Annotated in this window: 17 protein-coding genes; 11 read left to right on the top strand and 6 right to left on the bottom strand. The window is 66.9% G+C overall.

Going from position 1 to position 22322, the window contains the following annotated elements:
* The first annotated feature begins 204 nt into the window (after positions 1–204).
* The 11 genes from O0K41_RS00745 to O0K41_RS00695 all read left to right on the top strand — a co-directional run bounded on the left by O0K41_RS00745 (position 205) and on the right by O0K41_RS00695 (position 16293).
* Positions 205–2448, top strand: coding sequence for an ESPR-type extended signal peptide-containing protein (locus O0K41_RS00745; protein WP_164255538.1), 2244 nt, complete (start codon positions 205–207; stop codon positions 2446–2448).
* A gap of 273 nt (positions 2449–2721) precedes the next feature.
* The gene (locus O0K41_RS00740; protein ID WP_164255536.1) at positions 2722–6045 is read left to right on the top strand and encodes a YadA-like family protein; all 3324 of its coding nucleotides are present in this window, start codon (positions 2722–2724) and stop codon (positions 6043–6045) included.
* Positions 6046–6209: 164 nt separating this feature from the next.
* On the top strand, positions 6210–7238 hold the full coding sequence (locus O0K41_RS00735; protein ID WP_005409608.1) for an alpha/beta hydrolase-fold protein: 1029 nt from the start codon (positions 6210–6212) through the stop codon (positions 7236–7238).
* A 122-nt stretch (positions 7239–7360) separates the two neighbouring features.
* Positions 7361–8737 (top strand): YncE family protein, encoded by a 1377-nt coding sequence (locus O0K41_RS00730; protein WP_049450715.1) that lies wholly within the window; start codon positions 7361–7363, stop codon positions 8735–8737.
* A 51-nt stretch (positions 8738–8788) separates the two neighbouring features.
* Complete coding sequence (locus O0K41_RS00725; protein ID WP_005409610.1) at positions 8789–9838, top strand: ABC transporter substrate-binding protein; 1050 nt, start codon at positions 8789–8791, stop codon at positions 9836–9838.
* Complete coding sequence (locus tag O0K41_RS00720; RefSeq protein ID WP_049450246.1) at positions 9835–10878, top strand: iron ABC transporter permease; 1044 nt, start codon at positions 9835–9837, stop codon at positions 10876–10878. The genes O0K41_RS00725 and O0K41_RS00720 overlap by 4 nt, the downstream gene beginning before the upstream one ends.
* Positions 10875–11636, top strand: coding sequence for a heme ABC transporter ATP-binding protein (locus O0K41_RS00715; RefSeq protein WP_164221301.1), 762 nt, complete (start codon positions 10875–10877; stop codon positions 11634–11636). The genes O0K41_RS00720 and O0K41_RS00715 overlap by 4 nt, the downstream gene beginning before the upstream one ends.
* A gap of 64 nt (positions 11637–11700) precedes the next feature.
* Positions 11701–12450, top strand: a complete 750-nt coding sequence (locus O0K41_RS00710) for a hypothetical protein (protein WP_099605731.1) — start codon at positions 11701–11703, stop codon at positions 12448–12450.
* Between the two features lie 469 nt (positions 12451–12919).
* Entirely contained in the window at positions 12920–14956 is a 2037-nt protein-coding gene (gene fusA, locus O0K41_RS00705) for an elongation factor G (RefSeq protein WP_164221299.1), read from the top strand.
* A gap of 198 nt (positions 14957–15154) precedes the next feature.
* Entirely contained in the window at positions 15155–15427 is a 273-nt protein-coding gene (locus O0K41_RS00700) for a hypothetical protein (protein ID WP_005409616.1), read from the top strand.
* 110 nt (positions 15428–15537) lie between these two features.
* Positions 15538–16293 (top strand): SapC family protein, encoded by a 756-nt coding sequence (locus tag O0K41_RS00695; protein WP_005409617.1) that lies wholly within the window; start codon positions 15538–15540, stop codon positions 16291–16293.
* Here O0K41_RS00695 and O0K41_RS00690 read toward each other — a convergent pair whose 3' ends face one another.
* Genes O0K41_RS00690 through O0K41_RS00665 form a run of 6 tightly spaced genes read right to left on the bottom strand, consistent with a single transcriptional unit; the run spans position 16294 to position 22322 of the window.
* Positions 16294–18600 (bottom strand): ATP-binding protein, encoded by a 2307-nt coding sequence (locus O0K41_RS00690; protein WP_197592021.1) that lies wholly within the window; start codon positions 18598–18600, stop codon positions 16294–16296. It lies immediately after the preceding gene.
* Positions 18601–18602: 2 nt separating this feature from the next.
* Positions 18603–19349: a response regulator transcription factor gene (locus O0K41_RS00685; RefSeq protein WP_239522863.1), complete on the bottom strand. Its 747-nt coding sequence runs from the start codon at positions 19347–19349 to the stop codon at positions 18603–18605.
* 33 nt (positions 19350–19382) lie between these two features.
* Positions 19383–19916 (bottom strand): lipocalin family protein, encoded by a 534-nt coding sequence (locus O0K41_RS00680; RefSeq protein ID WP_049450240.1) that lies wholly within the window; start codon positions 19914–19916, stop codon positions 19383–19385.
* A gap of 8 nt (positions 19917–19924) precedes the next feature.
* Positions 19925–20998, bottom strand: coding sequence for a cyclopropane-fatty-acyl-phospholipid synthase family protein (locus O0K41_RS00675; protein ID WP_049450238.1), 1074 nt, complete (start codon positions 20996–20998; stop codon positions 19925–19927).
* Positions 20995–21780, bottom strand: a complete 786-nt coding sequence (locus O0K41_RS00670; protein WP_088436968.1) for a DUF1295 domain-containing protein — start codon at positions 21778–21780, stop codon at positions 20995–20997. Before O0K41_RS00670 ends, O0K41_RS00675 begins: the two co-directional genes overlap by 4 nt.
* Positions 21777–22322, bottom strand: coding sequence for a DUF2878 domain-containing protein (locus O0K41_RS00665; protein ID WP_005409623.1), 546 nt, complete (start codon positions 22320–22322; stop codon positions 21777–21779). The genes O0K41_RS00670 and O0K41_RS00665 overlap by 4 nt, the downstream gene beginning before the upstream one ends.

Raw genomic sequence — 22322 nt, 5'->3', positions numbered from 1 at the left:
GTTGCTCGACGGGCAGGATTGTCCGGTTCCGCCGCCGGACTGATCCCGGCCGCACCCGGACGGTCCGCCAAGGCTCCAGTCCGATCCTCTTGAAGCGTTCCTGTCCCGATGCCGCGCCGAGCGGCGCGGCTGGGCGGGTGCGCGTCCCGATTTCGCCAGGCCGCGCGTGCCCGGTCAACGTTTCGATAGATAAGGATCCATAACATGAATAGAATTTTCAGCAAAGTCTGGAGTAAGGCGCTGGGCAGGCTGGTTGTAGCGTCCGAGCTGGCGTCGCGCCAGGGTTCGGGTACCAGCCGTGGTGCCACGGTTTCCGCAGGGCCGATCAACCGAAGCCTGCTCGGTGCTGCGGTGGTTGCCGCAATGATGGGGCTGCCGACCGAGGTGCTAGCAGGTAATGGTATCCATATCAATTCGGGTTCCGATGGCGAATGCGTGAGCATCAACGAGCCGGGATGGAGCCCCTTTACACAGACCCAGACGCAGCTGCTGAACAACAACATCAATTTCAAGGACACCGATCCCAAATGCGGTGCCTTTCCGAACTCACCCAACGGAGTACTGTTTTATCGTCCGGCGGCAGTGGATGGCGTGGGAGCAACATCACTCGGCTTGGGTGGGGATCTATGGGTCAATGGAAAAGTCAGCCTGAACCCGACTGGTCTTGCCAGGATCGACGTCAAAAGCCTTGCATTTGGTCTCAATGCTACGGCGACTAACGCTAACGATTGGGCAATTGGTGAAGGTGCCAAAGCGGACTCCGCTGAGAAGAGGGACGCGGAAACCGGCGCTGCCGGCAACGCCTTGGCAATTGGTAACAACTCGTTGGCCGAGCACACGGAAGCACTGGCTTTGGGACTTAGCACGAGAGCGCGAGCCCCGCTCTCGACTGCAGTGGGCCGCAGTGCCAGTATCGGTGCCGGCGGTCACTCCGCAACAGCAGTTGGGCGTTTTGCTCAAGCAAATGGGCACAGCACTACCGCAATTGGTCGTGACACGATCGCACGGGCCGAGCAGTCCACGGCGGTCGGGTATGGCGCGAGAACCGGCAACAATGCCAGCCGAGCCGTGGCGATCGGTGCGAGTGCTCAGGCGATTGGATTGGAATCGCTGGCGATGGGTAGCGGCGCAATGGTCAGCGCCGGGATGAACAATGCAGTTGCCATTGGCAAGGATTCACGGGGTAACGCCGCCGACACGGTCGCGATCGGCGTCGGGGCGGTGGCCGAACACTTCAACAGCGTTGCGCTCGGTACGGCTGCGCGGACTGCTCCGCATCGCGTTGTTTCGCCGACGGACCTCAATGGCACACGCTACAACTTCCTGCCCCCGGGCCTTGCAGAAGCGAATGTGAATGGCGTCGTCAGCGTGGGCAGCGAAGCCGTATCCCGACAGCTCGTCAATGTCGCTCCGGGCGTGCTCGATGCGACCAGCTACGACGCCGTCAATGGCTCGCAGCTGTTTGCCGCGTATCAGGAAATCAATAAGTTGGGTCAGAAGGACGTAGCGCTGGCTGCCAAGGACGCCGAGCTGGAGGATCGCCTGAACAAACTGCCCAAGGGCATCGATGGCGCAACGGTGGCAGCGGCAATCGGTCCAGGTACACAAGTGGATGGTAATGGCAGGCTTTCTCTGCCGCAGCTGGCGCTCAAGAGCCTCGGTCGACAACCCGATGACGTCACCGTCCCGGCGGCGCAGCCGACGTCGCTGCTCGGCGCCATTGACGCGTTGGATGGGGAGATGGTCAAGATAAACGGCGCACTAGGCGTGCTGTTCGACAATGCACTGCTGTGGCATGAGACCGAAGGTGCGTACTCTGCCCAAAAAGGCGCTGCCCCCGGAGCCAATCGAATCGCCAATGTTGCTGCAGGAACCGGCACGCAGGACGCCGTGAACGTGGGTCAGTTGCGGGAGGTGGAGCGCACCGCGCAGGACGCCGGGTCGGCGGCGTCCACTGCCCAGCGTGCTGCGGACGCCGCGCAGGCCACCGCCGACGAGGCCAAGGCGGCAGCCGGTTCGGCCAGCACGCAGCTGGCGGGTATCGGCCCGCAGGAAACCGTCGCCGGCCGGATCAAGGATGCGGGCCAGTCCGTGGCCAATGCCCTGGGCGGCGGCGCCAGCGCCAACGCCGACGGCACCGTGTCTGCGCCGTCTTATGGTGTGGCTGCCATCAATGCCGATGGCAGCATCGGCGAGGTGACCCAGCACGGTAACGTTGGCGGCGCGCTGACCGCATTGGATCAGAACATCGGCACGGTCAATGAGCGCGTGGATGGCCTGGCGCGTGACAGCCTCCGCTGGAACGAAGACCTGGGCGCCTACGATGCCGCCCGTGATGGGCAGGCAAGCAGCCAGATCGCCAATGTCGCGGCCGGTGTAAAAACGACCGATGCAGTGAATGTCGGCCAGCTCAACGTGGTGGATCAGGCTGCCAAGGTGGCGCAGTAGGCGGCCCAGGCCGCGCAGTTTACGGCAGACGGTGCGCAGCGCACGGCCGACGGCGCGGCTTCGGCGGCCAGCCAGGCACAGGCAACCGCCGATTCGGCGGCGAGTGCTGCTAACGCAGCGGCTGCCGATGCCGGCAATGCGCAGCGTGCGGCGGACGCGGCGCAGGTCACTGCCAACGAGGCGAAGGCGGCAGCCGGTGCGGCCAATACGCAGCTGGCGGGTATCGGCCCGCAGGAAACCGTCGCCGGCCGCATCAAGGATGCGGGCCAGTCCGTGGCCGATGCCCTGGGCGGCGGCGCCAGCGCCAACGCCGACGGCAGCGTGTCCGCGCCGTCTTATGGCGTGGCTGCCATCAATGCCGATGGCAGCACCGGCGAGGTGACCCAGCACGGCAACGTTGGCGGCGCTCTGGGCGCGCTCGATCAGAACATCGGCACGGTCAATGACCGCGTCGACGGCCTGGCGCGTGACAGCCTCCGCTGGAACGAAGACCTGGGCGCCTATGATGCCGCCCATGACGGGCAGGCAAGCAGCCAGATTGCAAACGTCGCGGCCGGTGTGAAAGCGACCGATGCAGTGAATGTCGGCCAGCTCAACACGGTCGATCAGGCCGCCAAGGCGGCGCAGTCGGCGGCCCAGGCCGCGCAGTCTACGGCCGACGCGGCCGGTGTTGCGGCCGATGGTGCACAGCGCACGGCCGACGGGGCGGCGTCTGCGGCCAACCAGGCACAGGCAACCGCCGATTCGGCGGTGAATGCTGCTGCTGCGGCGGCTACCGATGCCGGCAATGCGCAGCGTGCGGCGGACGCGGCGCAGGTCACCGCCAACGAGGCGAAGGCGGCAGCCGGTTCGGCCAGCACGCAGCTGGCGGGTATCGGGCCGCAGGAAACCGTCGCCGGCCGGATCAAGGACGCGGGCCAGTCCGTGGCCAATGCCCTGGGCGGCGGCGCCAGCGCCAACGCCGACGGCAGCGTGTCTGCGCCGTCTTATGGCGTGGCTGCCATCGATGCCGATGGCAGCGTTGGCGAGGTGACCCAGCACGGTAACGTTGGTGGCGCGCTGAGCGCGCTCAATCAGAACATCGGCACGGTCAATGACCGCGTCGACGGCCTGGCGCGTGACAGCCTTCGCTGGAACGAAGACCTGGGCGCCTACGATGCCGCCCATGATGGGCAGGCAAGCAGCCAGATCGCCAACGTCGCGGCCGGCGTGAAAACGACCGATGCAGTCAATGTCGGCCAGCTCAACACGGTCGATCAGGCCGCCAAGGCGGCGCAGTCGGCGGCCCAGGCCGCGCAGTCTACGGCCGACGCAGCTGGTGTCGCGGCAGATGGTGCACAGCGCACGGCGGATGGGGCGGCGTCTGCGGCCAACCGGGCACAGGCAACCGCCGATTCGGCGGCGAGTGCTGCCGCGGCGGCGGCTACCAATGCCGGCAACGCCCAGCGTGCGGCGGACGCGGCGCAGGTCACTGCCAACGAGGCGAAGGCGGCAGCCGGTGCGGCCAATACGCAGCTGGCGGGTATCGGCCCGCAGGAAACCGTAGCCGGCCGGATCAAGGATGCGGGCCAGTCCGTGGCCGATGCCCTGGGCGGCGGCGCCAGCGCCAACGCCGACGGCAGCGTGTCCGCGCCGTCTTATGGTGTGGCCGCCATCAATGCCGATGGCAGCACCGGCGAGGTGACCCAGCACGGCAACGTTGGCGGCGCGCTGACCGCATTGGATCAGAACATCGGCACGGTCAATGACCGCGTCGACGGCCTGGCGCGTGACAGCCTCCGCTGGAACGAAGACCTGGGCGCCTACGATGCCGCCCATGATGGGCAGGCAAGCAGCCAGATCGCCAACGTCGCGGCCGGCGTGAAAACGACCGATGCAGTCAATGTCGGCCAGCTCAACACGGTCGATCAGGCCGCCAAGGCGGCGCAGTCGGCGGCCCAGGCCGCGCAGTCCACGGCCGATGGCGCGACGTCTGCGGCCAACCAGGCACAGGCAACTGCCGATTCGGCGGTGACTGCTGCTGCTGCGGCGGCTACCGATGCCGGCAATGCCCAGCGCGCGGCGGACGCCGCGCAGGTCACCGCCAATGAAGCCAGAGCGGTAGCCGGTGCGGCCAGCACACAGCTGGCGGGTATCGGCCCGCAGGAAACCGTCGCCGGCCGGATCAAGGACGCGGGCCAGTCCGTGGCCAATGCCCTGGGCGGCGGTGTGAATGTGAATGCCGACGGCACCGTGTCTGCGCCATCCTATGGAGTGGCTGCCATCAATGCCGATGGCAGCACCGGCGAGGTAACCCAGCACGGTAACGTTGGCGGAGCGCTGAACGCATTGGATCAGAACATCGGCACGGTCAATGACCGCGTCGACGGCCTGGCGCGTGACAGCCTCCGCTGGAACGAAAACCTGGGCGCCTACGATGCCGCCCATGACGGGCAGGCGAGCAGCCAGATCGCCAACGTTGCGGCCGGCGTGAAAACGACCGATGCAGTCAATGTCAGCCAGCTCAACGTGGTCGATCAGGCCGCCCAGGCGGCGCAGTCTGTAGCTGACGCGGCTTCCAGCGCAGCCGATGGTGCGCAGCGCACGGCCGATGACGCTACTGCCCGGGCGGCCACAGCGCAGGCGACGGCGGATCGGGTCGGAGGTGTGGCAAGCGCTGCGTTGCAGGCAGCCAACTCTGCTGGCGAGGGTGTCATCCGCACTGCGGCGGAGGTGGAGCAGACCCGGAATCAGATCGTGCGCGGGGAAATCGGGTTGGTTAAAAAGGATCCGCAGAGCAAGTCGCTCACGATCGGAAAAGACACGGGAGGCAACGAGCTGGATGTCAGCGGCCACGAAGGTGGTCGGCGGGTGACCGGCATCGCTGTGGGCCGGATCGATGATGCCAGCACTGACGCGGTCACCGGCGCGCAGCTCAACGCTTTGGACAAGCGTGTGCAGCGTGCAGACGCGCTGGGTGAGGGCGTCGCAGTGGACAGGCCGAGCTCTGAGCAGCCTGCAGCGCGGGCCGAGGTTGGTAGCGGTGCGGTCGCGGTGGGTGCAGGGACCTCCGCGAGTGGTACCGGAAGCGTGGCGGTGGGGCAGGGTGCTGCAACCACCGGCGCCCAGGCGACCGCGCTGGGCAAGGACGCGGTCGCCAGCGCGCCGGGCAGTGTCGCGCTGGGCGCCGGCTCGCGTGCCGATCGGCCGAACGCGCTTTCGGTGGGGGCGGCCGGCGCGGAGCGGCAGATCACCCATGTTGCGCCCGCCACGCGTGATACTGACGCAGTCAATCTGGGGCAGGCACGATCACTGTCCCGGCAGGAAGCGAGCTGGGCGCTGGTCCAGGCCAACGGATATACGGATCGCCAGATCAAGCAGCTGCGTCGCGAAGCAAACGCAGGTATCGCGCTGTCGATGTCGATGGCGGGTCTCCCGAGCAGCTTCGTTCCGGGCGGAAGGATGATTGCAATGGCCGGGTCGACTTATGGTGGTGAGTCTGCAGTCGCGCTCGGCTTTTCTGCAGTCTCCGAGGATGGCTCGTTCATGCTCAGGGCATCGGGTTCGACCACCACGGAGGACCATGGCTTCACCATCGGTGTAGGCTTCCAGTGGTGATTGGCAACTCCGGCAGGAACATAGCGAGGGGCCGACGCTGGCGGCCCCGATCTCTCGCGCGTGATACACAGCGTGACGTTCGATCGATGTGATAATCATTCGCGTTTAAGGTAGACTGCGGTCCCTTGTGAACCGGCGGCCCTGGGCCGCTTCTGCCGCCGCTGATGAAGCATTTCGTCCCGCCTTCGCGCCGTGGTCCGCTGGCCCGCGGCCTGGCCGCCTTGATGATGGGTCTGCTCCTGGCCACCCCGTACGCCCATACGCAGCAGCGCAATCCGCTGCAGAAGATCGGCCACACCGTGCTCGACGAGCCGGCGGCCAGCTATCGTTTCGAGCATTTCGTGGTGGACAGCCCGGACCAGCAGCGCCGTTGGCGGGTGAACCTGGCGATCCCGGCCAAGGCCGGCAAGACGCCATTGCCGGTGCTGTACGCGCTGGACGGCAACGCCGTCGCCATGGTCCTGGATCAGCCGTTGCTGGCCGAACTGGCTGCGCGCAAGGCGCCACCGGTGCTGGTGCTGATCGGCTACGACAACGACCTGCGCATCGACTCCAAGGCGCGCACCCGCGACTACACCGCATGGATCGATCGCGCCGACGACGAAAGCGGTACGACCCAGGCGGTCGGCGGTGGTGCTGCGGCCTTCCTGGATGTGATCGAACGCCGCATCAAGCCGGAAGTCGAGCGTCGCGCACGCATCGATACGCAGCAGCAAGCGCTGTGGGGCCACTCGCTGGGTGGCCTGTTCGTGCTTAATGCGCTGTACACCCGTCCCGCCGCCTTCCAGTCCTATCTGGCGGCCAGCCCGTCGCTGTGGTGGAGCCAGGGCGCGGCGCTGGGTGATCCGGAACAGCAGTTCGTGCAGAACGTGCATGGCCAGCCGGCAAAGCTCTGGCTGATGCTGGGCGGTGCCGAGCGTGTTGGCGATCGCGGCAAGCGTGACATGAACAATCCGCGCGTGGTCGCGCACCTGCGCCGCATCGGTGGCGCCACCCCGGATGCCGCGATGCAGTTGTCCGAGCGGCTGGGCAAGGTGCCGGGCCTGAGCGTGGAGTACCGCGAGTTCGACGGCCTCGGTCACGGCCCGATGCTGCCCGCCTCGTTCCATGCCGCGCTGCATGAGCTGTACGGCGTGACCGACCGCAGTGCCGGTGACGGCGCGCCCAATGGCGCTGACAACGCCGCTGAATGAATCCCTTCGCATGCCAAGGCGTGCGACCCCACTACCCAGGCGAGGCTGCCGATGTGCAGCGGCCCAGGCAACCGATGAATCCCGCGTCACGTGGCGCGGCCTACGTGTGCAAGGAGCCTTCCATGTCGTTCCGTCCGTCTTTCCGTCTTACCTCTCTCGCCGCCGGCCTGCTGCTGGCGGTGACCGCCACCGCGCAGCCGGTGTTCGACCAACCGGCCAACGCCACCTTCAAGGGCGAGGTCGTTTCACGCGGTGAGAACGTGGTTCCCGGCAGCACTGCCGACGTGGTCGGTCGTGGCTTCGTGCCGGGCCAGAAGGTCAGCCTGCTGCGTGGCGACAGCGTGCTCAACACGCAGCCGCTGGTGGTCGATGCCGATGGCAACTTCAAGACCCAGCTGAGCATTCCCGCCGACGCGGTGCCGGGCACCCACCCGGTGGTGGTGCGCGCCAGCCAGCCGGCCGCAGCCACCGTGCTGAAGCTGCGCGTTTCGCCGCAGCTGCCGCTGTCCGGCCAGGCGCAGTTCGCCACCCAGTCCAACAAGCTGGTGCCGGGCCTGTACCAGTCCGCCTACAGCGCCGCCAGCAACGCGTTGTTCGTGACCTCGGCCGTGGGCCGTCCGCCGGTGACCCAGTCGCAGCTGCTGAAGCTGGACCCGAAGTCGCTGAAGGTGACCAAGGCGATCACCCCGGCGCAGGTGCCAGGCAGCACCAACGGCGCGGTGTACGCGGTCTACGGCGTCGGCGTGGATGACACCAACGGCAACGTGTGGGTCACCAACACCCGCCAGAACTCCATCGCGGTCTATCGCCAGAAGGACCTGTCGCTGGTCCATCAGTTCCCGGTCGATGCCGTGCCGCACGCGCGCGACGTGGTGGTCGATGGCACTCACGGCAAGGTGTTCGCCTCGGCCACGGGTGAAGACCACCTGTCGGTGTTCGATGCCAAGACCCTCAAGGAGCTGCCGGCGGTGACGCTGGAATCCGGCGTGGATGACGGCAAGTTCACCCCGATGAGCCTGGTGCTGGATGAGAAGGGCGGCAAGCTGTTCACCGTCAGCATCGGCACGCCGGAAGCGGCGGTGATCGATGTGGCCAGCGGCAAGGTCGAGAAGGTCATCGACCTGGGCAATTCGATCAGTGCCTCGGGCGTGGCCTTCGACGCGGCACGCAACCGCCTGTACGTGGCCTCGCAGGGCACCGACAACCTGCTGATCGTCGATGTGGCCGCCGGCAAGGTGCTGCACGATGTGCCGGTCGGCGCCGGCGCGCTGAACGTCGCCTTCGATGATGCCTCCGGCCTGGCCTACGTCAGCAACCGTGGCGCTGGCACGGTCACCGTGGTGAACGGTGATGGCAAAGTGGTCGCCAATCTTGATGGCGGTACGCTGCCGAACCACGTCCGCGCCGATGGCAAGGGCAACGTGTTCGCGGTGAACAAGTCGCGCGGCGCTGAAGACCCGAAGGGTGACCGCATCATCCGCATCACCCCGAAGCAGTAAGTCACAGGGCAGGGCGGCGTGCGCGTCGCCCTGCCGGCAAGGAGAATGTGCATGAACATCGCGTCCCGTCTGCGCCTGTGTGCGCTTCCGTTGGCTGTTTCGCTGGCGCTGGCTGCCTGTGGCGGCTCGTCGGCTCCCTCTGATGCCAAGACGCCTGCCGAGTCGCCTGCAGCAACGGCGGCCGCTGCGGAAACGGCGTTGCCGGCAGGCTGGCAGCGCGTGGCCGGTGCCGAGATGCCGGCGGTGCATGACCAGAAGGCGGTGCTGCCGGCCAAGGTGCATTCCGATGACGGTGCCGACATCGAAGTGGCTGACACCAGCCGCATCATCGCCGGTGGCGACGACGTCATCGCGGTGATCGAAGCACTGGGGCTGGGCAAGCAGGTATTTGCCGCGCCGACCAACACCACCACCCAGGCCGGCCTGGCCGCGCCGCACCAGTTCCTGTTCAACCGCACCACTGGCGTGGAGGGCGTGCTGAGCCTGCAGGGCTCGCTGTTCCTCGGCAACAGCCTGCGCCGCCACACCGAACTGGCCAAGAAGCTGCGCGAGGTGGGCGAGCCGGCGGTGGTCATCGATGACCTGCAGCCGGCGCCGGACAAGGTGCGCAAGGTCGCCGCGGCACTAGGGCTGGCCGAGGCAGGGCAAGCACTGGCCACGCAGGTGCAGCGTCAGCTCGACGAGGCTGCAGCGATTGGCAAGGGCCTGGGCCATGCGCCACGACTGATCCACGTATCGGCCACCGGCGCTGGCGGCTCACCGACTGTTGCCGGTGCCGACAGCGCCTCGGCGCAGCTGATCGCGCTGGCTGGCGGCGTCAACATCGGCACCGAGGCGGGGGTGAAGAACTACTCGCAGCTGAGCAATGAAGGCGTGGTCGCCGCGGCGCCGGAGGTGATCCTGGTGACCGAGCATGACCTGCAGCTGTTCGGCGGTGCCGAAGGCCTGTGGAAGGCATACCCGACGCTGAAGCAGACCCCGGCCGGGCAGGCCAATCGGGTCTGGGTGATGCCGGACGTGCAGCTGAAGTACACCAGTGTCGGTTCCGGAGCTGGCGCGCTGGCGCTGGCCAAGGCCCTGGCGGCGTTGCCGAAGGCATGAGTCCGGCGGATCGGCGCCGCCGTCGCGGGCGGACGATGTTGCTGGTGGCGTTGCTGGCACTGCTGGGTGCGGTGCTGGCCTCGTTCGCCGTGGGCCCGCTGCGGCTGCCGCCGCTGGAGGTGATGCAGGCGTTGGCGGTGAAGCTGGGTCTGCTCGATCCGCAGGCGGTCAGCAGCCGCGACCTCGCCGTGGTCTGGCAGCTGCGTATTCCGCGCGCCCTGTTGGGTGCGATGGTCGGTGCGTCGCTGGCGATGGCCGGTGCCAGCCTGCAGGGCTTGTTCGGTAACCCGCTGGCCGACCCCGGCATCGTCGGTGTCAGCCAGGGCGCTGCGCTGGGTGCGGTGGCTGCCATCGTGCTGGGGGCTGCCGGTGCGGCAGGCTGGCTGGTGCCGGTGGCCGCGTTCGCTGGTGGTGCGCTGGCGATTGGCCTGACCTACGCGCTGGCGCGGCCCGGCAAAGGCAGTGGCAACGCCACGCTGCTGCTGGTCGGCATCGCGATGGCCGCGTTCTGCTCCGCGCTGATCGGTTTCCTCACGTACATCGCCAGCGAAAGCGAACTGCAGTCGCTGGTGTTCTGGCAGATGGGCTCGCTGGCGCGTGCCAACTGGGCCGATGTGGCGGCGGTGGTGCCCCTGTTTGCCATCGGCGTGTTCGCGCTGCAGCGACTGGCAACGCCGCTGGACATGCTGGCACTGGGCGAACGCCAGGCGCAGCATCTGGGACTGGACGTGACCCGCACGCGGCGTCGCCTGGTGGCGTTCAGTGCGCTGCTGGTGGGCGCGGCGGTGGCGTTTGCCGGTTCGATCAGCTTCGTGGGCCTGGTGGTGCCGCACGTGGCGCGCCTGCTGGTCGGTCCTGGTCATCGCTGGTTGCTGCCGTTGTCCGGCCTGCTCGGTGCACTGCTGATCGTGGTGGCCGACACCGCGGCACGCACGCTTGATCCGCCCGCGGAGATTCCGCTGGGCCTGTTCTCGGCCGCACTGGGTGCGCCGTTCTTCCTCTGGCTGGTGCTGCAGCAGCGCCGCAAGGCGGCGCCATGAGCGTGCTGCTGAAGTTGCACGACGTGGTGGTGCGCCGCCAGCAGCGCGAGATCCTGCATGGCATCTCGCTGGCATTGGAGCCGGGTACGGTGACTGCCCTGGTTGGCCCGAACGGCGCCGGCAAGTCCACGCTGTTGGCGGTGGCTGCTGGTGACCTGCGTGCCGACGTGGGTGAGGTGAGCCTGCTGGGCAAGCCGTTGGCCAGTTACAAGGCGGGGCCGCTGGCGCGCGAGCGCGCGGTAATGCCGCAGGAGCACGGCGTGCGTTTCGCCTTCAGCGTGGAAGAAGTGGTGGCGATGGGTCGACTGCCGCATCCGCCGGATCCGCGTGTGGACGACGCGCAGGTGGAAGCTGCAATCGATGCCGCCGAACTGCAGGCGCTGCGCCTGCGCGAGGTGCAGCAGCTGTCCGGTGGCGAGTCCGCCCGGACCACGTTCGCGCGCGTGCTGGCGCAGGACACGCCGTTGCTGCTGCTGGATGAGCCGACCGCCGCGCTGGATCTGCGCCATCAGGAGCGCACGCTGCGCAGTGTGCGCGCCTGTGCCGAAGCCGGTGCGTGCGTGATCGTGGTGCTGCACGACCTCAATCTTGCCGCCGGCTATGCCGATCGCATCGTGCTGCTGGAGCAGGGCAGGGTGGCAGCCGATGGCACGCCGCTGCAGGTGCTGACCGAAGACAACCTGCAGCGGGTCTACCAGCAGGATGTGGTGGTGCTGGAGCACCCGCGGCGCGGCGTGCCGCTGGTGGTGGTGACCTGAGCGAGGGCCCGCCAGGTTGCTCCGGGTATCATGATCGCTTCGTTTTCTTCAATGGACTGATGCCATGTTCCGCACCGTTACCTGCAGCGTGCTGCTCGCCGCAATGATTGCTTCCGCTTGCGCTGCCAATGCGGCTTCGACCTCTCAGGTTTCGCTGACCGACGCGGCCGAGAACGCCTCGCTGATCGAGACCCGGCATTCCAGTAGCGACGGTGCCGCTGTGACGTCGATGAAGACGCAGTACTTCGCCAACGAGGAAATGTCGGTGAGCTGGGACGACCAGCAGGTGCTGGTGCTGTGCAGGGAGGCGGCGTACCTGAAGATTCCTGCGACCAAGCTCACGGCCGGCGCGTTGACCTCCGAGCAGCGGCAGATGATCGTCTATCAGGCGCTGATGTCAGGCCTGGGGGCTGTCGCGGGCGTCATCGGGCCGGCAGGCGAGGTGGTGACCGTGGCCGATGACGGCAGCGAGACCCGCAGCGTTGGCGAAAGCAGCTGGGCGTATGGTGTTGAGCGATACGAGGTGATCACCCAGCGGCTGCCGGACGGTGCACTTCGGATCCGGACCCGCAAGACGGAAGCCGTGAATACCACGCCTCCGGCGGGCCCGGACGACATGTTCAGTACCGAGGACGATCAGGCGGCACGCCTGTCCGAGCTGGCGCCGGTGGGCAGCTGGACCGAAGTGGTGGTCCACGGTGGCGCACGGCAGCCGCATGTGGATCCGGCAATGCCATTGAAGGGCTGGATCTCGATGGGCGACGACCAGGCTGCGACCGTGGGTGAGGCGCGCAAGCTGCACGACTGCAAGTAGGACATGGCAGGGGTCAGAGCCCTTTGCTTTGGGCAAAGGGATCCGACCCCGTTGTCGGTCGGCCTCATCGTTCTATTAATGTGTGCAATATTCACTTGCGCGCCAGATTGGCAGGTCTAGAATGCGCCCCATGAACCGGATGCCGCTCCTGAAGTTTTTCACCCTGACCCGCGCAAGCGCGGAACGGGCGTGTCTGCCTGGAGCCCCACGAGGCCGTTGAAGCGGCCATCGCTGGACCTTCGACAGAGCGCCCTCCGGGGCGCTCTTTTCGTTTTTGTTTTTTGTGAGTCGACTAACAGTCGACTCTACCCAGCCGACTCTACCCAGTCGACGCTACCTGCTCGACTCTACCCAGTACTGCGAAGGAGAACGTGCCATGCACCAGATCGCCGAGACCGAACGCTAGCCGCGCACCCTGTCGCCAACCGGGGTGTGCGGCCCCTGAAGTTGGCTTTGCAGGAACCTCTTTATGAACACCCACGTCCTTTCCCGCCGTCGCAACCTTGGCATCATTGCCCACATCGACGCCGGCAAAACCACGCTGACCGAACGCCTGCTGTGGAAAAGCGGCGAGATCCACCGCGTCGGCGAAGTGCACGACGGCAATGCGACCACCGATTTCTCGGCGATCGAGCGCGAACGCGGCATCACCATCGGCGCTGCCGCCGTGCAGGCGCAGTGGGCGCCACGTGACCTGCCGCCGCATCGGCTGACCCTGATCGACACCCCCGGCCATATCGACTTCGCCATCGAAGTCGAACGTTCACTGCGCGTGCTCGACGGTGCCGTGGCCGTGTTCTCGGCCGTGGACGGCGTGCAGCCGCAGTCCGAGACGGTATGGCGCCAGGCGCGTCGCCATCGCGTGCCGCTGATCGCCTTCGTCAACAAGATGGACCGCGTCGGCGCTTCGTTCGAGCGCGTGCTGGAGCAGCTGCAGGACAAACTGCAGGCGCGGCCGTGGGCATTGGGCGTGCCGCTGGGCAGCGAAAGCGGCTTCAACGGCTGGGTCGACCTGGTCGATGAACGCGTACTACACTGGCAGGATGGCGCCGTAACCACGGTGACCTCGTGGGACGACGCGGCACGCGCGCAGTGGCAGGCTCAGCGCGATGCGCTGGTCGAAGCCGTGGCCGATCACGATGAACAACTGGCCGATGCCTGGCTGGAAGGTCTCGCGATCGATGCCGAACAGCTGCGCGCGGCAATCCGCCGGGCGACGCTGGCGGGTGCGGGCGTGCCCGTGCTGGCCGGTGCTGCGTTCAAGGACAAAGGCATCGAGACACTGCTGGATGCGGTGGTCGATTACCTGCCGTCGCCGCTGGATCGCCTTGCCGTGACCGCCGAAAGCGAGAGCGGCGAGGTGGTGCTGCCGCCGGATCCGGACGGTCCGCTGGCGGGCCTGCTGTTCAAGATCACCCACCAGCAACACGGCGCGCTGAGCTTCGTGCGGCTGTACTCGGGGACCTTGAAGGTGGGCGACGCGGTGGCCAGCTCGCAGCACCCACAGGGACGGCGTGTCAGCCGGCTGGTGCGGGTGCAGGCCGACCAGACCCACGACATCGAGCAGGCCGTGGCCGGTGACATCGTCGCGGTGCTGGGCTGGAAGGATGCGGTCAGTGGCGAAACGCTGAGCGGCCGTGCGCAGCCGCTGCGCCTGGAGAACATCCAGGCCCAGGCGCCGGTGCTGGCGTGGCGCCTGGAGCCGGCGCGTGCGGCCGACCTGATCAGGATGGCGCAGGGCCTGGCCAGCCTGGCCCAGGAAGACCCGTCGTTCCGCGTCGAAACCGATCGCGACACGGCGGAAACCCTGGTCTGGGGCATGGGCGAGCTGCACCTGGAGGTGATGGTCGAGCGCCTGCGCAGCGAATGGAAGGTGGACGTGGGCGTAGGTGCGCCACGCGTGGCCTACCAGGAGACGCCGCTGCGTGCGATGACCGGCGTCGTCGGGCGGCTGGTCAAGCAGACCGGTGGCCAGGGCCAGTTCGCGCACGTGGTGCTGGATGTGTCGCCACGTGAGGACGACCAGGTGGTGTTCAACGACCGCATCGTCGGTGGCGTGGTGCCGCGCAGCTTCATCGCTGCGGTCGAGAAGGGTGTACGTGCCGCGCTGTCGGAAGGGCCGCAGGGTCATCCGGTGGTCGGCATCGAGGTCAGTCTTGTCGATGGCCAGACCCATGCCAAGGACTCTTCGGAGATGGCGTTCCATCGCGCGGGTGCCGAGGCGATCAAGGCCGCGCTGGCTGAAGGTGGCACGCAGTTGCTGGAACCGGTGATGGCGGTGACGGTGCATTCGCCGTCGGCGTCGGTGGGCGATGTGGTCGGCGACCTCAACCGGCGCCACGGTCGCATCGCCCGCATCGAGGACCAGGACGGTCGCGCTGAGGTCAGTGGTTTTGCGCCATTGGCGCAGCTGGTGGGTTACACCACGTCGCTGCGTTCGCTCAGCCAGGGGCGGGCGAGTAGCGAGGCGCACCTGCACGGCTACGAGCCGGTACGTGCTGCATGAGGGAAGGAGAGGGAAGCCCGTTCGCGGGCTCCTTTTTCTGTGGCCGGAGCCGTACATCCACACATGGCGTGGATGCGGCCCTCGGGATGCGATTTTTTGCACTGCATCGCAACAAAAAAGCAGAAAAAGCTGGATTAAAGTGATGCCTCACGATAAATTGCGCACCCCCCGTTGCTCGCCGCCGCCCGCACCCCTCTCATGCGTGATGACAAAGACCCCGGAACCCTGGAGCTGACCCTGCCGCGAAAGCGCGGCCGTCCGCCCAAGTTCGGGTACGCCATGAGTGACGCGCAACGGGCCGCGCGCTACCGCGCGCGCCGGGCAGGGCAGGCCAACCACGCGGATGTGCGCTCCTGTTCGGACATGGTGCTGCTGGACAAGATCCGCGCAGCGGTCAGCGCGCGTGACACCGAACTGGCCGGTTTCCTGGTCCATGTGCTCTGGCAGCGGTACCCCCTGCAGCTGAAATAGGCCGACGATGGGGTGGCCGTTGTCATCGAGCTTGTTGATAATGCGGGATTCAGGTTGTTCCCGCTGGCGCGCCCGGGATGGCAGGCGCGCATGATCGAACGGTTCCCAAGATGACCACCACCAGCGACACCACCACCGAAGCGGCGCCGAGCAACGCCCCCCTGTTCTACACCCGTCCGGTGCCGCTGCAGGCCGATGTGCACGCCGACCTGCGCATCCTGCCGGGCAGGCTCGAGTTTGCCGCGGGCAACAACGCCATTCCGCTGGTGCTCGGCGAGTTCTCGCTGGCGCTGCACCACTTCCCGATCCTCTTCGCTGGCCCGACCGCAGTGCCGATGGCTGCCGTTGGTGTATCCGACCAGAACCTGTTCATCAAGGATGGCCTGTGGGAAGACGAGGCCTATATCCCGGCCTACCTGCGTCGCCACCCCTTCATCTTCATCGACACCGGCTCGGACAATGATTTCCTGCTGGGCATCGACGAAGAGAGCTCGCGCGTGGTCAAGGGCGGTGACGAAGGCCAGCCGCTGTTCGTCGATGGCAAGGCCACCGACATGGTGCAGCAGGCGCTGGAGTTCTGTGGCCAGTTCACCCGTGAGCACGAACAGACCCAGGCCTTCTCCAAGGCCCTGATCGACAACGGCCTGCTGGTCGAGCGCAACGCCACCGTGCGTACCCCGGATGGCCGTGAATTCAACCTCAATGGTTTCCAGGTCGTCGACGTCGAGAAGTTCGTCGCGCTGCCGGAAGCCACTGTGATCGAGTGGCATCGCAGTGGTTGGCTGGCGCTGATCCACCAGCATCTGATGTCGCTGGGTCGCTTCAACGACCTGACCCGTCGCCAGGTCGAGCGTCTGGCGGCTTGATCAGGCCCCGGGCATGGCTTCCGCAGCGCGGGAGCCATGCCATTGCTGAAGGACGCGCAACAGGCGTCGCGCATCGGCCCAGTCGGGTGTGGCGTCGCGACCCAGCTCCCACAGGTCGCCTGCCGTGTCCGCCTCTGCGGCCGCCCCGTATATCTGCAGGGCCCCCTGAAGCCGATGCGCGTGATGGCATAGGTCAGTGGCACTGGCGTCATCGATGGCCTGTTCGATCCGCAGCAGCTCGTGGCCGATGTCCGTGATGTAGGCGGGGTCGCCTGCGGCTGTGCCCATTGCGATGGCCTGTCCGGTCGCCGGCAGCTCCAGCGCCCGCAGCAGTGACTCAAGCTGGAGTGGCTTGGTCAGGGTGGCGTCGAACCCTGCTTTCCGGCAGCGCGCCACATGCCGACGATCACGGCGTGCCGACAGCGCGATCAGTCGCAACGGGGCACGCGCCTGCCTGCGCAACTGCATGGCCAGCGCATAGCCATCCATGTCCCCGAGCCCGATGTCGAGCAGGATCACGCTGCGCGGTCTCACGGCCTGCTCGGCAAGCGCGCTGGCGGCGTCGCCAGACGCGTGTACATCGGCACCCAGGCGGCGCAGCTGCTCGCTGATGACCCGGCGATTGAGGGCGTGGTCCTCCACCAGCAGCAGCTCAACCCCGCCCAGCGGCGTTCCCGCGCCGGCGCTGGCGGCTGACGTGACCTTGGCCTTGGCGGGGCGTACCGGCAGGCGCAGGGTGAAGCGACTGCCGCGCCCGGGGACGCTGTGTACTGACAGGTTGCCGCCCATTGCGCGGGCAAGCGCATGCGCGATCATCAGTCCCAATCCGCTGCCTCCGCGCTCCTTGCCGTCTTCGCCCTGCTGGAATGGCTGGAACAACACGGAGAGTTGCTCTGCAGTGATGCCGATACCGCTGTCGATCACATCCAGCATGAGCTCACGAGGGTGGTTGCCTGGCGTCAGTTGAAGGCGCAGCTCGATGCCGCCGACGTCGGTAAACTTGAATGCGTTTCCCAGCAGATTGTCGATGATCTGGCGCAGTCCTTCCGGATCGATGGCGACAATGGGGCAGGGCTCGGGGAGGCAGTCGAAGCGAAGCGTCAGCCCGCGCTGGCGAGCCTGGGGACGAATTCCATCCAGCGATTGGCCGCAGAGTCGTGCAATGTCGCAAGGTTCTACGTGCGGCTTGAAGGTGCCGCTGGCCAGGCGTGAGAACTCCAGCGAGCGGTTGAGCAGGTTGCGCAGCGAGGAGCCCGCGGCATGTGCAGCCGCCAGCGCTTCTCGCTGCCCCATGGGCGCCGACGGCTGGCTGAGCAGGTCGATCGAGGCAAGGACTGCTTGGGCCGAATTGCGCACCTCGTGGCTCAACATGCCAATCGCGCGGGCGCGGGCACGGCCTTCAGCACGCAGGCGCGTGTGCCAGGCATGCCACAGGAACGGGGCGACTGCCAATGCGGCAGCCAGGGCCGGCAGCCACTGCGGGGGCAGCTGACGCATCCAGTCCAGGACGTGCTCCAGCGAGGCGGGGGCCGCCTGTTGGGCCCATAGCTGCAACAGGCCGGCATGTTCCTCCAGCGTAATGTCGTGCAATGCCCGCTCGATGCGCTCCAGCAGCTGGCGATCTTCGTGGCGCGCAAGCAGGTGCAGGGCGGTGGAGAAATCGCTGTCGAAAGGCTGCAGGTGCAGGTGCCCGGCGAAATGCCGACGGATCAGGGGCCGCAGGGTCGTTTCCAGGCCGATTGCCAGATCGGCGGTGCCGTTTTCAACAGCTGCCAGCGTGGCGTGCCGATCGGCCAGGTGCAGCAGGCGGACGTGCGGATGGCGCGCGGCCAGCCATTCTGCATACGGCCCCCCTTCGAGCACGGCCAGGACCTGGTGGTCCAGCTCCGTGATATCGCGTGGCAGGCGTTCGCCGCTGCGGCCCGCGAGCATCGTCTTGCCACCGCGGAACGTGCTGGATGCCACCAGGCCGGGGCAGGGTGGCTGCAGGTGGTTGCCAATCACCAGTACCAGATCCGCTTCGCGTCTGCAGACGGCAGCCACCGATGCGCCGGTGCTGGGATGCTGGTGCTCCTGGAACTGCAGCTGCGAACGCCGTGCAACCAGATTGGCGTAGCCATGGGCCAGGCTTGGCAACGTCGTGCCGCCAGCGAGTGCAGCGGGTACCGGGTGCAGCGACGGCGTGGTCGCCACCCGGACTTCGCGCCCTGGCCCCCATTCAAGTGATGAGGCATCCTCGGCCGACGCGGCGGGAAGCAGGATGAGCGCCAACAGCAGGAGGGCGGATGTACGCATTCGATCGCGCATCTTCACGGTGATTCCAGCTGCTGCCGCATGGCGTAGATCTCGGCATCGTTGCGCAGCCTGAGCTTGCGCAGGGCCGCAACCTTCTGTGTGCTGACGGTCTTGATGCTGCGATGGCGGCGGAGCGCGATTTCCGAAACGGTCAGGCCCGCCAGCAGGAGCTCCAGTACTTCGCGCTCGTTGCGGCTGAGCTCTTCGCAGTCTCCCGGCAGCGTGCAGTCGGGTTGCAGTCGCGGAAGGCCCTGCGATACCCGCACGATCGCGTCCGCGAGCATCGGCAGTGGTTCGGCCTTGCTGACCACGCCGCTGACACCCGTGGCGATGAGCTGGTTGATGTGGATCGAGGGTGAAAGGGTCGCAAAAGCGAGCAGGGTGACGCGAGGAAAGTGCTCGCGCAGCAGCGGGGTCAGCTCGGACGCGCTGCGATCGTCGCGGGCCAGGGTCAGATCGATGATCGCGACATCCACCCGCATCTGCTGGAGGCTGTCGATGAGTTCGTCGCTGCGGGCGTGGCTGGCGACGATACGGAAGCGGGCGTCGCGGGAGAGGTGCAGGGCAGTGCCGCGACGGACGACTTCGTGGTCGTCCAGTAGTGCCAGTCGCAGCGGGCGCGGGGCAGGAAGTCCATTCATGCGCAGGGAGGTGATCGGCGCCCATGGGGCGTGATGACCATTCTGGCGCTGCTGTCGCGGCGAACATCGAAATTGCTTGATTTTTGCGAATATTCCTAAGAAGTGATTCGCTGCATCCATCGATTCGGAGCTGTCAATTGATGGGATCGAATGCTACCGGACGGATTGCGGCACACGCCGCAGTCGGCGGATGTCGTAGCCCATCTCGGCGATGCGCTGCACGGCCTTCTGGTAGTCGCCGTCGGACACCTGCGGCGTACGCGCCATGTACCAGACATAGTCGCGCTTGCTGCGCGCCACGATGGTCTGGCGGTAGTCGTCATCCCGCCAGGCGATCACGTACTCGGCCTGGATCGGCCAGATGAACTGCATGCCCCAGATCGCGCCATTGCCTTCCTTCTCGACACGGCCAATGGGGTGCATCGACTTCTGCGGCGCATCGAAGCTGCCCTTGCGATAGGTGAAGGTGGTCTGGATGCGCCCGTCGGGCTTCAAGGCATAACTTTCCACCGCATCGTAGGCATCGCGTTCGGGCCAGGACGGAATATGGGCGATCACGTACCAGTCGCCCATGAAGCGTGGCACATCCACCGACGGCGCACGCGGAAACGGCCGGGTGTCGCTGGAGGAGCAGCCTGAGCCGAACAGGCCGACTGCGATCAGCGGAAGCAGCGAGAACATGCGCATGGGGCACCTCAGCGGGGTCGGAACAGATAGTGGGCGACCAGCCACTGCTGGCCGTCGTCGTAGCCGAACAGTTCGGCACATGCCATCCAGAACATCCGCCAGCGCTGCCACCAGACCTTCGCTGCAGCCTGGCCGTAGGTGGCGATCAGCACCGGCATCACCTGCTCGCGGGCGGCATCCTGGTTGGCCAGCCAGTGGTCGGCCGTGCGCTGGTAGTGGGTGCCGTCCAGCAACCAGCGTTGATCCAGGCGCAGGTCGCGCTGGAAATGCAGCAGCGTGTCGGCGGCCGGCATCAGGCCGCCGGTGAAGAAGTGGCGGCCCATCCAGTTGTCGCCGCCGTCCGTCTCGAACGGGTACATCAGTGTGCGATGGGCGAAGATGTGCACGAACAACGCGCCATCCGGTTTCAGCCACCGTGCGATGCCTGCCAGCAGGCGCTCGTAGTTGCGTACGTGCTCGAACATCTCCACCGAGACACAGCGGTCGAACCGGGCTGTCGGCAGATCAAGTTGGTTGACGTCACAGGTCAGCACCTCGACGTTGTCCAGGCCGCGCGCCTGGCACTGCGCCATGATGTGCTGGCGTTGGCTGTGCGAGTTGGAGACGGCAGTGATATGCGCCTGCGGGTAGCGTTCGGCCATCCACAGGGTCAATGAGCCCCAGCCGCAGCCCAGCTCAAGAATCTGCTGGCCATCGGCCAGTCCGGCGCGCTGGCCGTACAGTTCCAGCATGGCGTCCTCCGCCTGGTCCAGCGTTTCGCGCCCGGTGGGGTAGTAGCAGCTGCTGTACTTCAGTCGCTTGCCCAGGCAGGCCTGGAAGAAGGCTGCCGGCACTTCATAGTGTTGGCGGTTGGCTGTGTCGGTATGCAACGCGAGCGGGCTGTCGGCCAGCTCGGCGATGCGCCGGCTGAAGCGTGCCGATTGGCCCTCGATGCCACCCTCGCTTTCCTCATGCAGGCGCTGCGCGCACAAGCGGCGGATGCCCGCACGCAGCGCCGCATCGGGGACCAGTCCGCGTTCGGCCCAGGCGATCAGCCCGGTTTCCGCATCTTCGGCTGGGTTCAGTGACGGGATCGCGCTCATGCGGAATGCTCCTTGGAAGGACGGGGAAACCAGGGAAAGAACATCGGTGTACTGCGCTGGTAGGCGCGATAGTCGTCGCCGCGGCTGCGCAGCGCCTGTTTCTCGGTGAATGGAATGCCGCTCAGATAGCGCAGGAACACGTACATCAGCAGCGGGCCGGCCCAGGCCAGCCACCACAGTGGCGAGCCGACCGCGAGCAGGACATAGGTGAACCAGTGCAGCCACTCGAAGAAGTAGTTGGGGTGGCGGGAATAGCGCCAGAGTCCGACGCGGCAGGTGCGGCCCCTGTTCGCCGGGTCGGCGCGGAAACGCGCCAGCTGGCGGTCGGCCAGGCTTTCGCCGCCGACGCTCAGCAGCCAGACCAGCGCTGCGGCCACCACCCACAGGGTCAGGTCGGCCCGAGGATTGGCAGCCACCGCCACGAAGGGCAGGGCGAACAGGACGATCAGCAACGCCTGCGCCATGAAGAAGCCGAAGATCTTGCCCTGGTGGCCGTGCCAGTATTGGCGCAGGTAGCGGTAGCGTCCGTCCTCTTCTTCGTGACGGACCCGGTGCCACAGATGCAGGGCGAGTCGACTGCCCCACAGGCCGCCGAGCACGCCCAGCGCGATCCGCGGCATCACCGCACCGTCGCCCAGCAGCGCCAGCAACAGCGCCGAGGCGCCCACGCCCTTTGCCCAGAGCACATCAACCACGCCGATGTTGTGGTGGCGGCGCTGCCAGGCCCAGCCCCAGCTCATCACCAGTACGGCGTACAGCAGGACCCACATCAGATTGATCATGACGACGCTCCTGCGAAGGGCGGCTGCGGGATGTGCATGCCGCGACGGGCGGTCCGGCACAGCAGGGAAAGCGCAATGCTCCAGCCCGCGCCCAGTACCAGCAGTCCTGGCCATACGGGATCTGCGAACCGCACTGCGTCGAAACCGCGTGCGGCAGACAGATAGGCCAGCGGTGCCAGCAGCAGGCCGAACAGGGCCGGCAGGGCCGGGTGGTGCTGCAGGAAGCGCATCGACGTGGTCAGCGTCATCGCGAAGGCCGCCCACAACGCCATGATCCACGGCGGTGGCGCCCAACCCAGTGGGGCCGCCGCGTAGCGCACCGTGTCGCTGGCGGCGGCACTGGCGTCGACCAGCCATGCGCAGGCCAGTGCCAACATCAACAGCCGCAGATCCAGCCGGGGGCGCGGTGAGGTCAACAGCTGGCTGCCGATGTAGAGCGACGCGGCCAGTAGCGCGGGCCACTGCCAGCCGCGGCCCGCGCCGGCCACGGCACACAGCCAGACCAGCTGGTTGCCGAGCAGGTTGGCCCAGAAGCGATGCAT

It is taken from the genome of Stenotrophomonas sp. Sm2128 (assembly GCF_030985535.1).
GTDB lineage: Bacteria > Pseudomonadota > Gammaproteobacteria > Xanthomonadales > Xanthomonadaceae > Stenotrophomonas > Stenotrophomonas maltophilia.
Note: the sequence above shows the minus strand (reverse complement) of the source record. Positions and strands in the feature narration are given on the sequence as shown.